Origin of the sequence: Chryseobacterium sp. AG844, assembly GCF_003182335.1 — a bacterium.
In the GTDB taxonomy this organism is placed as follows: Bacteria; Bacteroidota; Bacteroidia; order Flavobacteriales; family Weeksellaceae; genus Chryseobacterium; species Chryseobacterium cupriresistens.
Genome location: NZ_QGTV01000003.1, coordinates 1 through 13,991, shown reverse-complemented (window position 1 = coordinate 13,991; position 13,991 = coordinate 1). Strand labels below are relative to the sequence as shown.

Here is a 13,991-nt window from a genome sequence, read left to right as displayed (position 1 = left end):
CTTTCATATATTTGCATAAGAAATTTAAATATAAAAACAGAAAAATTATGTCTTTAGTAGGAAAAAAATTCCCAAACTTAACAATTGACGCAATGTCTGAGATGGGTGACGATTTAAGAATCAACATCCTTGATGAAGCAGTAAACAACCAGCAAAAAGTTCTTTTATTCTGGTACCCTAAAGATTTCACTTTCGTATGCCCTACTGAGCTTCACGCTTTTCAGGAGGCTTTAGGTGAGTTCGAAAAAAGAAACACTAAAGTAATCGGTGCATCTTGTGATACCAACGAAGTACACTTCGCTTGGTTGAACACTCCAAAAGATAACGGAGGAATTGAAGGAGTAACTTATCCGCTTTTAGCTGATACTCACAGACAATTGGCTAACACTTTGGGAATTGTTGATCAGGATTTTGAATATGATGAAGATGGAAACGAAGTTTTCACAGGTTCTAACGTAACTTACAGAGCAACTTACCTTATCGACGAAACCGGAAAAATTTTCCACGAAGCGGTAAACGATATGCCTTTGGGAAGAAACGTAAAAGAATTCTTAAGATTAATCGACGCTTACACTCACGTACAGAAACATGGTGAAGTATGTCCTGCAAACTGGGAAGAAGGAAAAGAAGCAATGAAAGCTGACAGAACTTCTACAGCAGAATACTTAGCAAAAAATTAATATCTTAATTTAAATATAACAATGTAACAATCTAACAGTATAACAATTTGAAAAGTCATTTCTTGAATTGTTAGATTGGTCAATTTTTTAGATTGTTACATTGTTTATTTTTTTAAAAATAAACTTATGTACACAGAATTAACCGAAGATACATTACAGAATATAGTGAACGAAAACGAAAAAGTAGTCGTTCAATATGGCGCAACATGGTGCGGAAACTGCAGAATCATGAAGCCGAAATTCAAAAAATTAGCCTCTGAAAATGATTCTATTCCATTTTTATATGTAGATGCAGAAAAGCTTCCTGAAAGCAGAAAATTAGCAAAAGTAGATAACTTACCTACTTTCGCCATCTTTAAAAACGGAGAACTGGTGAACCAGGTTCAGTCTAACCAGGCAGAAAGTTTAATTAACCTTTTTAACGAATTAGCATAATGAAATTACCCGTAATCAGACAGTTTTATCAGAATCAGACTCCTGAAAATCTTGAAAAAACACTAGAAGTACTGGAAAGTTTCTGCGAATTCAGAGGAACAAGCGAGGAAGATCTGAATGTTGCAGGAGAATTGATCACCAACATTTGTGGAGCTTTAGAAGTTCACGCGAATGTGCAAAACGGAATGAGCGAAAAAGATGCTTTAAACTCTTTTGCTCAGAAGGTTTTAGGATCAATTGACAAATAACATCTTTCGGTTATTTTTAACCAAAAGAATGTAAAAACACAAACTACACAATACCTGAGGTTTTCCTCATTACTATACTTTTTCTATTCTTTAAGAATCTTTTTACTTCAACTTAAAATGTACTTCAAAGGACTTTAACCGGTCACATGAAGCTGGAAGTTGTATGAAAAATTGTAAAGAATAACCCATTAAAATCCCGGTGATATTTTCATCAGGATTTTTTTGGTTTTTGGTTTACAACACGAATAACACGAGCGATTTCACGAATAACACAAATAGAGATACGCAAGCATCCGTGTTAATCTGTGGAATCTGTGGGCAAAATATATTTAAATATTATTAGAAGTTTCGGCTGAAGCCGTTGGAAAAGATTTATTTAAAGTAAAACGGGCTAAAGCCCGTTCCTATTGATATTAGTAAATTGTGTTTATTCGTGAAAACATTTGTGAACTTTGTGTTTAAATTTTGTGTTTAAATTTTGTGTTTAAATAAAAAAAGAAATCCCGATGAAAAATCACCGGGACTATATTTTAAAGCTAAGATCTATTAATTAGTTTCTTCTGCTCATCAGAATACTTAGAATATACCAGAATAACAGCATAATCGAAGCAAAAAGCTGCAATGCTGCTCCTACGTATTGGTTGGTTCCAAATGAATCCTTTAATTTGCTTGTCTGATATAGAATAGTAGCTGAAGCCAAAATTACCATTCCTACCGAAAACCACAGTCCAAGGTTAAAACCAAAGATCATTCCTCCTACAATCAGTCCGATGGAAATAAATCCACCGATTACAATGATATTTCTTAAGAAAGAAAAATCTCTTTTAGAAGTGAATGCCACTGCAGAAATACCTGCAAACATAGCAACAGTTAACGTAGCAGCCTGGAAGATCACATTCGCTCCACCTTCAATATTTGTTGCAATAAATAGCAGAGGCATAAAGATAATGGCTTCCAGCAGAATATAAAATCCTAGTCCTAAATATTGGGTAGATTTGCTTTGTGAAAGCGACCATTTAGAAGCCAAAACAGAAGCCAGCCAGAAAACCCCGATAATCAATAGCCAGATATATCTCTGACCAAACATCATCGCAATCAATTCTACCGGAACCGTTTTTAATAATATCGTTTCCACTCCAATAAATGCAAGAATCGATAAAGCAACATGCAAATAGGTCTTCTTGTAAAAATTCGCCTTCTCCACGTCCGAAGAATGAGCGACTAAAACATCTGTCATCATAGTTAATATTTTTTTGTTAATCGAAAATAAAATTAAGTCTTATTTCGAGGGCAATACCCCAAGAATTTTTCCGTCATCCTCAAATACAGCGGTAATAACTTCTCTGGAAGATTCTTCTGCATATTTGTATTTAATACTCGGATGATTGATTCCGTCCATTGTTTTATAATATCCGGCCTTTAAGACTTCAAGTTTTTTGTTGGGATCAATATCATCTTTGACCTTCTTAAGAACATCATCCGTCACGATTTCCTTTACCTTCTCAGAAATCAATCCATCAATAGCCTTCCGGTCTGAAGCCTGCAAAGCTACAACGAACTTCTGGAAATTATCATTATATAAACTGATCTTTTCCTTACTTATGGAAGCCTGCTGTTCTTTTTTGGGACTGTTTTCAACCTTTGCACCTGTTACTTTCTGCGCAAAAACCAGCTGTGCCCCCACAAGAGCAAGTCCCAGCAATAATTTTTTCATAGTATTCATTTTTGTTCTGGTGAAATAAGTGATGGAAGATACGAAAATCAGACCAGTTCTAAAAATTTCATTGTATCTACATTATCAGCATAAGTATCAAGTCCCGGATTTTGCGCTTCACCAAAAGGAATCGCATTCATTTCCAACTCTTCTTTTGCCACAACGCACTGAATATTTTCTTCATTTTCTGCAATAAAGCTTTTCACATCATCCAATGATTCATACCTGCTGAAATTGATTACAGAAAGCGGGCTGAACAGTTTATCATCCTCTTTAAGCATCACAAAATTATTATCCCAGAATTTATCCTGATTTAAAAGATAAACCGCTCTGTTATAATCATAATTGTTGGCATATTTGTTATGATTGATAATATCCTGAAAGCCTAAGAAGTTTTCAAACAGCCTGTCAATCACAAAATCCTGCGGAATAAAAATCCTCGTTACATTTCTGCATCCCAATCCGAAATACTGGAAAATATCTTTTGCTAAAAGCTGCAGTTCTTCATTTGTCTCATCACCCTTCAAAACAGCAATTGAAGTCCTGTTTTTACGGATGATACTCAAATGATTCTTGAAATAATATTCCAGATATCTCGCTGTATTATTACTTCCTGTTGCAATAACAGCATCAAAATTCTCTAATTTTTCAACAAACTCAAAAGCTACATTTTCATTGGAAAACTCATTCCATTTCTTCAATAAAAACGGAATCATATACTTATCTTTTGAAGACAGCTTAATGACAGGAATATGGTTGGCCAGAATTACAGAAATTACATCATGAAACCCTACTAAAGGAATATTTCCGGCTAAAATAAGTCCAACTCTTTTTGAAATTTTAGAGATTGAATAATTTCCAAGCCAGTTTTTGATGTTTTCTTCAGTCAGAAGATCTGTCCATTGCTGTAAAGCAAATTTCTGATTATCAATAGTAAACCACGGGTTCTCTATTTCAGACCTTTTCAACAATAATTCAATATCAGAATCATCTTCATTGTGATCTTCTGGTTTCTTCGCTAAAAACGCTTTTATATAATCACTTAATTTAATAAGTCCTAAAACTTGATTTTCGGTATTCATAATTACTTTAAAATTGGGTAAAATTTTGTAATTTTGTGCAAATTTAAAAAAAATTAGCGATGGCTATTAAAATAACTGATGAATGCATTAACTGTGGGGCTTGTGAACCTGAATGCCCAAACAATGCAATATATGAAGGAGCTGTAGATTGGAAAGCTTCTGACGGTACGGCTCTTCAAGGTACAATTACTCTGCCGTCCGGACTTACTGTAGATGCCAATGCACCACAGGAACCTGTAAGTGATGATGTCTATTTCATTGTAACAGATAAATGTACAGAATGTAAAGGATTCCACGAAGAACCTCAGTGTGCAGCTGTATGTCCGGTAGACTGCTGTGTGCCAGACGAAGATCATGTAGAATCTGAAGAAGCTCTTCTTAATAAAAAAGCATTCTTACACGGCGAATAAAAAATTCCGTCTCATTTCCGTGAGGCGGTTTTTTTGACCCAAAATCCAATAAATCAAAATAAAGCTGAAGGATATTGAAATCCCAAAGCACCCAAAAAATAAAAATATGAACAAAAAGCACAACTTCAGCGCAGGACCATGTATTTTACCACAGGAGGTATTTGAAAAATCAGCACAGGCTATCCTTGACTTTAACGGCATCGGATTGTCTCTTCTTGAAATTTCTCACAGAAGCAAGGATTTCGTTGCGGTAATGGACGAAGCGCGTGCCATTGTAAAAAGATTGATGAATCTTGGTGATGATTATGAGGTACTTTATTTAGGAGGCGGAGCTAGCCTGCAGTTTGCAATGGTTCCTTACAACCTGATGAAAGTAGGTGGAAAAGCCGCTTACCTGGATACAGGAACATGGGCAGCAGGAGCCATCAAAGAAGCTAAAAAAGTAGGAACGGTAGATGTGGTAGGTTCTTCAAAAGAAGAAAATTATTCTTTTATTCCTAAAGACTATACTGTTGGTTCAGAATACGATTATTTTCACTGTACTTCCAACAATACCATCTACGGAACTCAAATGAAATCTTTCCCTGAAGTGGATACGCTGATGGTATGTGATATGAGTTCTGATATTTTCTCAAGACAGCTGGATTTTTCAAAATTTGATCTGATCTATGCCGGTGCTCAGAAGAATATGGGACCTGCAGGAGTTACTTTAGTGGTTATTAAAAAAGAAATTCTTGGTAAAACAGGAAGAGAAAATATGTTCTCTATTCTGGATTATTCCCAGCACATTGCTAAGGAATCCATGTACAATACGCCACCGGTATTTCCTGTATATGCCTCTTTGCTTACCCTTCAGTATCTTGAAAGAAACGGAGGAATCGCTGCTGCAGAACAAAGAAATGAAGCTAAAGCTAAGCTTTTATATGATGAAATCGACAGCAACCCGTTATTTGAAACTTTCTGCGTAAAAGAAGACCGTTCGCTAATGAATGTTTCTTTCAAAATTACAGATGAAAGCAAGAAAGAAGAATTTGACAATGCATGGAAAGCAGCAGGGATCAGCGGCTTAAACGGACACAGAAGTCTTGGCGGTTACAGAGCAAGTTTATACAACGCTCTGCCTATTGAAAGCGTACAGGTTTTGGTAGATGTAATGAAGTCTTTCAAATAAATTAAATAGTAAAAAATTCAAAGATTGAAAGAATTAAAGGCAGTTCATTAAAATTTATTAATTTGCGCCCCAGTTTTAAAATGTTGAAATGGCAATTCTTTCAATCTTTAAATCAAATAATTCATGAAAGTTTTAGCAAACGACGGAATTTCAAAAGCAGGAGAACACACTTTAAAAGAAGCCGGAATTGAAATTCTGGACAATAGAGTGGCTCAGGATCACGTTATTAATTTTATCAACGATAATAATGTGGATGTTCTTCTGGTAAGAAGTGCAACGAAAGTGAGACAGGATCTGATTGATGCGTGCCCCGGCCTTAAAATCATTGGAAGAGGCGGTATCGGAATGGATAATATTGATGTGGAATATGCCAGAAGTAAAGGCATTAAAGTAATCAACACCCCCACAGCATCCTCAAAATCAGTGGCAGAACTTGTTTTTGGCCACTTTATTTCACTGGCAAGATTCCTTCACGAATCCAACAGACTGATGCCTCTGGAAGGAGAAACTCATTTCAACGCCATGAAAAAGTCTTTCAGTAATGCGTATGAACTTTCAGGAAAAACATTAGGAGTAATCGGCTTTGGAAGTATTGGCCAGGAAGTTGTAAAAATAGGAATCGCTTTAGGAATGAAAGTAACTGTTCTGACCAGAAGCCCGAAAACAGAAGTTCTTACATTGAACTTCTTCAACGGACAGTCTGTGAACTTTGAAATCACTTCCACCAATGATATAGATGCATTCCTTAAAGATGCAGACTTTATCAGTATCAATACGCCGAAAACGAATGAGTATATTATAGACACCCCTCAGTTTGAAAAAATGAAAGATGGAGTCTATATTGTAAATACTGCAAGAGGCGGTGTCATCAATGAAGTGGCACTTATCGATTTTATCGAGTCGGGAAAAGTAGCCGGAGCGGCACTGGATGTTTTTGAAAACGAACCCAATCCGGAACTGCCTTTACTGATGAATCCTGCATTATCACTTTCCCCTCATGTAGGAGGCAATACAGTGGATGCGCAAGAGAAAATCGGTATCGAACTTGCAGAACAAATTATTAAGCTACAAAAAGAAACTATAAGATAAATATGCCTGTTTTTAAACCTTTCCGTGGAATAAGACCTCATAGAGACTTTGAGAGTACTTTCCCTACCCATCCACTGGATAATTTCACCCAGGAAGAGATTGCGGAGAAAGCTCAAGTTGAAAATACTTACATCAATATGATTAAACCCTATGTTGTAAGTAAATCTAAAGATATTGACCGGAACCTGCGAAAGATCCGTTCTACATTTGAAGAACTTCTGGAAGAAAAGAAATTGGTCCAGGACAATTCATCCTACTATCTTTATGAGCAGATCTATCCCAACAAACAGATGTTCAGAGGACTTCTGGGATTGGCAAGTATCGAAGATTTCTGGAATGGAAAAATCAAAAGACATGAAAGTACCATCCCGCAGAAAAAAGAAAAACTGGCTCACTACCTTGAAAAAGTAAATCTGCAGGCAGAACCTGTACTTCTTACCTACCCTGCCAATTCAAAAATTGAATTGCTGATGAATCATGAAGAAAAAAATGTTCCTATCTTCAACCATGTGGATTCTATGGGTATCAGACATAAAATCTGGAGAATAGACAATCGTCTGAAGCTACAACAATTTAAAGAAGTGATTGATCAGATAGATTCGTTCTACATTGCCGATGGGCACCACAGAATTGGTTCTACAGCAATGAACGCCAAATACCATAAGGAGAAAAACAAGAAACATAATGGTACAGAGCATTACAACTTTGTATATAGTTTCATTGTTTCCAACCAGTCGATAAAGATTCATGATTACAATAGAATCTTACATGACCTGAATGGTATTTCTCCGGAAGATTTCCTGAAGGAACTTGAAAAATATTTCCTGATTCACGAAAAAGGAGAAACATCGTACTACCCTTCTCAGAAATTCCATATCTCAATGTATATGGATGGGAAATTCTACTCTCTTCACGTAAAGCACGATCTCCGTTCGAAAGAAATGTCTCTGGATAACCTGGATCACCACCTTTTGGACAAATATATTTTCAAAAATATCCTTAAAATTGAAGATCCGGACAGCTCTGAACTTATTTCATATGTAAAAGGAACTTCCAACATCAACGGAATCAATCTTTTGAAAGAAAAAGTAGACAATGGTGAAGGTAAAGTTGGCTTTGGAATTTATCCTGTAAGTTTTAATGATATGATTAAAATTTCAGACCTGAAATTAAGTATGCCTCCAAAATGTACATTTATTGAGCCAAAATTAATTACAGCCTTGTTAATGTACGACATGAAACCTTAATAAATTACTATTTTTTTCCTACTTTTATCAATGGAAAAGATAAGTAAATAATAAATGAAAAAAATATTCATTATACTTCCACTCTTTTTGAGTGGATTTTTATTTTCTCAAAAAAAACCACAAAAAGGCCCGGCAAAAAAAGGTACTGTTGCCAGATTTAATTATCACGATGAGTTCAGAAAAATTTCAGATGAAATTATGACCAACGGTACCGCTTATGATAATCTCGGAGAACTTACCAAAAGAATCGGTCCCCGCTTCAGCGCCACTCCCGGGTATGCAAAAGCTGTAGAATGGGCTGAAAAAAAGTTCAAAGAAATTGGTATTAATATGATCTGGAGACAGGAAGCTAAAGCACCGGTCTGGATCAGAGGAAAAGAATCTTTACAGATCAAAGCCGGAAATGGAGATTGGAAAAATATCAGAATGCTTTCTTTCGGAAACTCTGAAGGAACAGGAGGAAAAGATCTGACAGGTGAAGTTGTTTTAATCAATTCCACATCAGAACTTAATGCCATGTCGCTGGGACAGTTAAAAGACAAAATAGTTTTTGTAAATGTTCCTATGGACCCAAGAGTTATCAATACAAGCGATTCTTATTTACAGGCAGCAAAATCAAAATTAATTTCCGCTTCAGTAATTGCCAAGACAGGTGCAAAAGCCTTAATTATAAGGTCACTGACAACAGCCAATGATGACACTCCTCATGCCAAAATGATCTATTACGAACCAGATGATAAAGTTAAAATTCCAGCTTTATCAATTGGTGTAAGATCTGCAGACGAATTGGAGAAAACCTTAAAGAAACAAAAAGTCACAGCTAAAATCAATATGACCGCCGAATCAAAAGGTGACACTACAAATCCCAATATCATTGCTGAAATTGGAGGTAAAAAAGATTCTAAAGTAATTGTTTTAGGTGCTCAGCTGGATTCGTGGGATATTGGTGAAGGTGCAGTAGATGATGGAACTGGCGTTGTGCAGTGCATCGAAGTGTTAAGAACACTCAAAGCACTTGGATATGAAAACAACCACACCATCCGTGTAGTTTTGTATGCCAACAGTGAAAACGGAGGGCAAGGTCGTGAGATGTATGCAGCATATGTAAAAAAGAAAGACGAAAAACACGTATTTGCCTTAGGAACTGATGCCGGAGGATATTCTCCCCGTGGGTTTTCATTAGATATGTCCCCGCAGAGAAGAAGACTGGTTTATCCCTGGAAAGAATATTTTCTGCCTTATGGCGTCTATGATTTTGACCAGACAGAAGCCATTCAGGATATTTCGCCTTTGAAAAAACTGGATATTCCTTTAGCAGAGCTTGTGGTAGACACCCAGAGATATTTTGATTATCACCACTCCGAACAGGATACTTTTGACAAAGTAAATAAAAGAGAGCTTCTTCTTGGAGCTGTCGCCATAACACAGATGATTTTTATGGTTGATAAAAACTGGTAACCATGAAAAAGATAACAGGAACTTTATTACTTCTTTTTGGAATGGCCGCATTTGGTCAGTCTAAAGAAGATTCTGTCCAGTTCAGAAAAATCTCCACAGAAATTCTGAACAACGGAAAAGGATACAATGAACTGAGAGAACTTACCAAAACTATAGGAAACCGTCTCAGCGGGTCAGAAGCGTATGAAAAATCAGTTCAGTGGGCGGCACAGAAACTTCGTGATGCCGGAGCTGATAAAGTATGGCTTCAGGAAGTGATGATTCCGGTTTGGGTAAGAGGAAAAGAATCATTACAGATTAAAACTTCTAATGGAAAATGGAAAAGTGTAAAAATGCTTTCCCTTGGAAATTCTGAAGGAACCGGAGGAAAAGATCTTTCCGGAGAAATCATCATGGTAAAATCACTGGAAGAATATGACAGACTTCCTGCTGAAAAAGTGAAAGATAAAATTGTGTTTTTCAACTATTCTTTTAGTCAGGAAAATGTACAGACATTCATTTCTTATCGTGATGCAAACCCCTACAGAAGAACTGCCGCTTCATTAACGGCTAAAAAAGGAGGAAAATTTGCCATCGTCAGGTCTCTTTCCTCTGCTTTTGATGATATTCCGCACACAGGAAACATGCGTTATGACGAAAATATTTCCAAAATACCAGCCATAACAATCGGAAATACCTCAGCTGATGAACTTGAGGCATTATTAAAGCATCATCAGGTTACGGCTAAACTCAATTCCAACTGTGGTATGAAAGGAGAAAAGCTTTCCCACTCTGTTATTGGTGAAATTACAGGTAAAAAAGACCAAAATATTATTGTTGTCGGCGGACATCTTGATTCCTGGGATGTAGGCGAAGGAGCCCATGATGACGGGGCCGGAATTGTGCAGAGCATTGAGGTATTAAGAACATTTAAAAAATTAGGGATTCAGAATAATCATACGATCCGCGCCGTTTGTTTTGCCAACGAAGAAAATGGAACAAAAGGCGGAAAACAATATGGTAAGACAGTCAAAGAAAACAACGAGAAACATATTTTCGCCATTGAATCTGATGCCGGAGGTTTTTCACCACGCGGAATTTCCCTCGAAATGGATGAACCTCAAAGAAACCAGATCAAAAGCTGGGTGAATCTGTTTTTGCCTTATGGCGTTTACAACTTTGAAGGAAAATATTCAGGGTCGGATATTGCCCCCCTTCACGAAATGGGAGTTCCTACAGCTGAACTCGTTCCTGATCCGCAACGTTATTTTGATATTCACCATACCGAAGAAGACACATTTGAAAAAATCAACCGAAGAGAATTATTATTGGGTTCTACGGTAATGACACAACTTATTTATATGATTGACAAAAATTGGTAAACAATGAAAAAGATATTAGGAACTTCATTATTACTTTTTGGAATGGCTGCATTTGGCCAGTCTAAAGAAGATTCAGTCCAGTTCAGAAAAATCTCTACAGAAATCCTGAACAACGGAAAAGGATATACAGAGCTTAGAGAGCTTACAAAAAATATAGGCCACCGCTTAAGCGGATCCGAAGCCTATGAAAAGTCTGTAAAATGGGCAGAACAGAAACTTCGTGATGCCGGAGCTGACAAAGTATGGCTTCAGGAAGTCATGATCCCGGTTTGGGTAAGAGGAAAAGAATCTCTGAACATCCAGACTCCCAACGGAAAATGGAAAAGCCTTAAAATGCTTTCCCTTGGGAATTCTGAAGGAACAGGAGGAAAAGATGTTTCGGGAGAAATCATCATGGTAAAATCTATGGAAGAATATGACAGACTTCCTGCTGAAAAAGTGAAAGATAAAATCGTGTTCTTCAACTACCCTTTCAGCCAGTCATTTGTAGAGACTTTCAAAGCCTATGGTGATGCTGCCAAATACAGAACTACCGCCGCTTCTTTAACCGCTAAAAAAGGAGGCAAATTTGCCATCGTAAGATCACTGTCCTCTGCTTTTGATGATGTGCCTCACACCGGAGCAATGCGTTATGAAGACAAAGTTTCCAAAATCCCTGCGGTAGCCATCGGAAGCACAACTGCAGATGAACTGGAAGGTTTACTGAAAAAACAGAAAGTTAATGCAAAACTAAACTCCAACTGCGGAATGAAAGGAGAAAAGCTCTCCCACTCTGTTATTGGAGAAATCACAGGTAAAAAAGACCAGAGTGTTATTGTTGTCGGCGGACACCTTGATTCCTGGGATGTAGGTGAAGGAGCCCATGATGACGGAGCCGGAATTGTACAAAGTATTGAGGTTTTAAGAACCTTTAAAAAGCTGGGTATTCAGAATAACCACACCATCAGGGTTGTCTGTTTCGCCAATGAAGAAAACGGGGTAAAAGGCGGAATCCAGTATGGTAAAACGGTAAAAGAGAAAAACGAAAAACATCTTTTTGCTATTGAATCCGATGCCGGAGGCTTTGCCCCAAGAGGTATTGCCCTGGATATGGATGATGCGAAAAGAAATCAGATTAAAAGCTGGTCGAATCTTTTTCTTCCTTACGGAGTTTATAATTTTGAAGAGCGGTTTTCAGGAACAGACCTTTATCCGCTTCACGACATGGGAATTCCCGCCGCTGAGCTGATGCCGGATTCGCAGCGATATTTCGATATTCACCACACAGAAGAAGATACTTTTGAAAAGGTGAACCGAAGAGAGCTTTTATTGGGAGCCACTGCTTTGACTCAGATTATTTATATGATTGATAAAAACTGGTAAAATATGAAACCGTCTTTCTAAAGGCGGTTTTTTATTTTAATAGTAATGCATAATAAATTTCACAGTATTCCATTAGTGAAATTTGTGAAAAATATTGGTGGTATTTATGATTCTTACAATTAAACACAAATGACACGAATGATTTTACAAATAACACAAATTCAAAAGGAATGGGGCTTAACCTAAACTTAAGATTTTTATAACCACTGATTTCACAGATTGACACGGATGATTGCGTGTAATTTATTTGTATTATTTGTGAAGGAATATTTGTGTTACTTGTGGTTCTTACAATTAAACACAAATGACACGAATGATTTCACGAATAACACGAACTCACTAACATCAATAGGAATGGCAGTAATCCAGAGCGTAGACGAAGGAAGCCTGTTTTATATTTTATGGATACCTTTAAAACGGCTTTAGCTGGAAATTATAAGTATCCCTTTGATTCCACAGATTGACACGGATGCTTATATATATTTATCTGTTTTATTTGTGAAAGAATATTTGTGTTACTTGTGGTTTTTAAAATTAAACACAAATGTCACAAATGTTTTCACGAATAACACGAACTGAATAATTGATATTACAGGATGCGAATGATCTTAGCCAATTTTTTTTTAACTGTCTGTTGTATTTGTGAAATTTGTGCAAAAAACATTTGCGTTATTCGTGATTTATTTTAAATACATAAAAACACTTCTCGTCCGTAATATTTTCTTCGTTCATTAGCATTAGCTTTAAAAAATAGAAAATTTTTCTATGTTTAAGGAAATAACAGAAGAAAAAACGCTTCACCACTGCTCTCATCAATCCTGTGAAACAAAGTGTTAATCGCAAATTCCGAACTTTGGCATGATATTAGCATGTTATTTCTTGAGAAAAAATTAAAAAAACACTAAGGATGAGAAAAAAGGTTTTCTGTGGATTTTCAGTTTTTCCACTGATTCAAGTTCATATCTAGTATATGAATCCTTTTTTTTCTACGATGCCGTAAAAGATACGGGCTCGTGATTAATTAACCCCCGTTAGTTTTTCACAGCAGTTTTGCACCCGTATCTGACTGGTATCACAATAACCAGGAATCATTGATTGATTCAAAAAAAACAAAAATATCCCGGACTTTCAGCCCGGTATTGCGATATAAATAAATGGCAAAGTCATCGTGAACCTTAGCCCAGTAAAGGAATATATTCTTTTTACCGTGATGAGTGCGCCTTTATGCTATAAATTAATGTATAACCCTTAAAATGTTAGTAATGATGAGAGCCTTTTTTGAAATGATTTTTAAGAGAAATGAAGATGCTGCAAAATTGCATATATGGAGCCTAATGCTGGTGTTAAGTTTTGCTGCATTTTCAGTGTTGGTATACGCCTTAAAACCTAGCTTTAACAGCTTAATTATATACCTGACGGCATTTGCCGCTTATATCGGGTTTGGCCTTGTATTCATCAGTTCCCTGGCCGGAACCAAGATCAAGAAAAGATAACAGAACATATAACTTTTCAATTTATTTTACTGAGAAAACCGCCCTGTTTGGGGGCGGTTTTTGTTTACGATGTCTCGTCCTGAAAAAGGTTGACTAAAAAACCATAAAATTAGTCATCCTTATGAATCTAAAAAAAACATCGTCCCCTGTCCAAGAATACAGTGAGGCATTCAAACGACAAGTTGTCTCTGAATATGAACGGGGATTATATACAAAATCCCAATTGCAAACTCGATACAAT

The 13,991-nt window shown here is 36.6% G+C and carries 14 protein-coding genes; 11 read left to right on the top strand and 3 right to left on the bottom strand.

Annotation, left to right across the window (positions count from 1 at the left end; translation table 11 throughout):
* Nucleotides 1-47 precede the first annotated feature (47 nt).
* From DEU40_RS03975 to DEU40_RS03965, 3 genes are all read left to right on the top strand, one after another.
* The gene (locus tag DEU40_RS03975; RefSeq protein WP_002980000.1) at nucleotides 48-680 is read left to right on the top strand and encodes a peroxiredoxin; all 633 of its coding nucleotides are present in this window, start codon (nucleotides 48-50) and stop codon (nucleotides 678-680) included.
* A 126-nt stretch (nucleotides 681-806) separates the two neighbouring features.
* Nucleotides 807-1,115, top strand: a complete 309-nt coding sequence (locus DEU40_RS03970) for a thioredoxin family protein (protein ID WP_062670320.1) — start codon at nucleotides 807-809, stop codon at nucleotides 1,113-1,115.
* Nucleotides 1,115-1,363, top strand: coding sequence for a DUF6952 family protein (locus tag DEU40_RS03965; RefSeq protein WP_002980002.1), 249 nt, complete (start codon nucleotides 1,115-1,117; stop codon nucleotides 1,361-1,363). Before DEU40_RS03970 ends, DEU40_RS03965 begins: the two co-directional genes overlap by 1 nt.
* 550 nt (nucleotides 1,364-1,913) lie before the next feature.
* On the opposite strand, the gene DEU40_RS03960 is transcribed toward DEU40_RS03965, so the two are convergent.
* Genes DEU40_RS03960 through DEU40_RS03950 form a run of 3 tightly spaced genes read right to left on the bottom strand, consistent with a single transcriptional unit; the run spans nucleotide 1,914 to nucleotide 4,159 of the window.
* A complete protein-coding gene (locus DEU40_RS03960) occupies nucleotides 1,914-2,603 on the bottom strand; it encodes a Bax inhibitor-1 family protein (RefSeq protein ID WP_110008636.1) in 690 nt (229 codons plus the stop codon).
* A 39-nt stretch (nucleotides 2,604-2,642) separates the two neighbouring features.
* Nucleotides 2,643-3,077 (bottom strand): peptidylprolyl isomerase, encoded by a 435-nt coding sequence (locus tag DEU40_RS03955; protein ID WP_228406440.1) that lies wholly within the window; start codon nucleotides 3,075-3,077, stop codon nucleotides 2,643-2,645.
* Between the two features lie 47 nt (nucleotides 3,078-3,124).
* Nucleotides 3,125-4,159: an acyl-CoA reductase gene (locus DEU40_RS03950; RefSeq protein WP_110008634.1), complete on the bottom strand. Its 1,035-nt coding sequence runs from the start codon at nucleotides 4,157-4,159 to the stop codon at nucleotides 3,125-3,127.
* A gap of 59 nt (nucleotides 4,160-4,218) precedes the next feature.
* On the opposite strand from DEU40_RS03950, the gene DEU40_RS03945 reads away from it, so the two are divergent.
* The 8 genes from DEU40_RS03945 (at nucleotide 4,219) to DEU40_RS03910 (ending at nucleotide 13,750) form a co-directional block, all read left to right on the top strand.
* The gene (locus tag DEU40_RS03945; RefSeq protein WP_002980006.1) at nucleotides 4,219-4,569 is read left to right on the top strand and encodes a 4Fe-4S binding protein; all 351 of its coding nucleotides are present in this window, start codon (nucleotides 4,219-4,221) and stop codon (nucleotides 4,567-4,569) included.
* A 106-nt stretch (nucleotides 4,570-4,675) separates the two neighbouring features.
* Complete coding sequence (gene serC / locus DEU40_RS03940; protein ID WP_110008633.1) at nucleotides 4,676-5,740, top strand: 3-phosphoserine/phosphohydroxythreonine transaminase; 1,065 nt, start codon at nucleotides 4,676-4,678, stop codon at nucleotides 5,738-5,740.
* A gap of 123 nt (nucleotides 5,741-5,863) precedes the next feature.
* Nucleotides 5,864-6,829 carry a D-2-hydroxyacid dehydrogenase gene (locus DEU40_RS03935; RefSeq protein ID WP_110008632.1) on the top strand — a complete coding sequence of 322 codons (966 nt, stop codon included), beginning with the start codon at nucleotides 5,864-5,866 and terminating at the stop codon, nucleotides 6,827-6,829.
* Nucleotides 6,830-6,831: 2 nt separating this feature from the next.
* Nucleotides 6,832-8,076 carry a DUF1015 domain-containing protein gene (locus DEU40_RS03930; RefSeq protein ID WP_110008631.1) on the top strand — a complete coding sequence of 415 codons (1,245 nt, stop codon included), beginning with the start codon at nucleotides 6,832-6,834 and terminating at the stop codon, nucleotides 8,074-8,076.
* A gap of 54 nt (nucleotides 8,077-8,130) precedes the next feature.
* Nucleotides 8,131-9,534, top strand: a complete 1,404-nt coding sequence (locus tag DEU40_RS03925; protein WP_110008630.1) for a M28 family peptidase — start codon at nucleotides 8,131-8,133, stop codon at nucleotides 9,532-9,534.
* Nucleotides 9,535-9,536: 2 nt separating this feature from the next.
* Nucleotides 9,537-10,895, top strand: coding sequence for a M20/M25/M40 family metallo-hydrolase (locus DEU40_RS03920; RefSeq protein ID WP_110008629.1), 1,359 nt, complete (start codon nucleotides 9,537-9,539; stop codon nucleotides 10,893-10,895).
* 3 nt (nucleotides 10,896-10,898) lie between these two features.
* Nucleotides 10,899-12,257: a M20/M25/M40 family metallo-hydrolase gene (locus DEU40_RS03915; protein ID WP_110008628.1), complete on the top strand. Its 1,359-nt coding sequence runs from the start codon at nucleotides 10,899-10,901 to the stop codon at nucleotides 12,255-12,257.
* A 1,262-nt stretch (nucleotides 12,258-13,519) separates the two neighbouring features.
* A complete protein-coding gene (locus tag DEU40_RS03910) occupies nucleotides 13,520-13,750 on the top strand; it encodes a hypothetical protein (RefSeq protein ID WP_146207826.1) in 231 nt (76 codons plus the stop codon).
* Nucleotides 13,751-13,991: the final 241 nt, after the last annotated feature.

What these genes read in the sequence shown, in the direction of transcription:
- DEU40_RS03925 (WP_110008630.1), top strand. Translation starts at nt 8,131, where the DNA reads ATGAAAAAAATATTCATTATACTTCCACTCTTTTTGAGTGGATTTTTA.
- DEU40_RS03915 (WP_110008628.1), top strand. Translation starts at nt 10,899, where the DNA reads ATGAAAAAGATATTAGGAACTTCATTATTACTTTTTGGAATGGCTGCA.
- DEU40_RS03975 (WP_002980000.1), top strand. Translation starts at nt 48, where the DNA reads ATGTCTTTAGTAGGAAAAAAATTCCCAAACTTAACAATTGACGCAATG.
- DEU40_RS03955 (WP_228406440.1), bottom strand. Translation starts at nt 3,077, where the DNA reads ATGAAAAAATTATTGCTGGGACTTGCTCTTGTGGGGGCACAGCTGGTT.
- serC (WP_110008633.1), top strand. Translation starts at nt 4,676, where the DNA reads ATGAACAAAAAGCACAACTTCAGCGCAGGACCATGTATTTTACCACAG.
- DEU40_RS03960 (WP_110008636.1), bottom strand. Translation starts at nt 2,603, where the DNA reads ATGATGACAGATGTTTTAGTCGCTCATTCTTCGGACGTGGAGAAGGCG.
- DEU40_RS03965 (WP_002980002.1), top strand. Translation starts at nt 1,115, where the DNA reads ATGAAATTACCCGTAATCAGACAGTTTTATCAGAATCAGACTCCTGAA.
- DEU40_RS03930 (WP_110008631.1), top strand. Translation starts at nt 6,832, where the DNA reads ATGCCTGTTTTTAAACCTTTCCGTGGAATAAGACCTCATAGAGACTTT.
- DEU40_RS03950 (WP_110008634.1), bottom strand. Translation starts at nt 4,159, where the DNA reads ATGAATACCGAAAATCAAGTTTTAGGACTTATTAAATTAAGTGATTAT.
- DEU40_RS03920 (WP_110008629.1), top strand. Translation starts at nt 9,537, where the DNA reads ATGAAAAAGATAACAGGAACTTTATTACTTCTTTTTGGAATGGCCGCA.
- DEU40_RS03935 (WP_110008632.1), top strand. Translation starts at nt 5,864, where the DNA reads ATGAAAGTTTTAGCAAACGACGGAATTTCAAAAGCAGGAGAACACACT.
- DEU40_RS03945 (WP_002980006.1), top strand. Translation starts at nt 4,219, where the DNA reads ATGGCTATTAAAATAACTGATGAATGCATTAACTGTGGGGCTTGTGAA.
- DEU40_RS03970 (WP_062670320.1), top strand. Translation starts at nt 807, where the DNA reads ATGTACACAGAATTAACCGAAGATACATTACAGAATATAGTGAACGAA.
- DEU40_RS03910 (WP_146207826.1), top strand. Translation starts at nt 13,520, where the DNA reads ATGATGAGAGCCTTTTTTGAAATGATTTTTAAGAGAAATGAAGATGCT.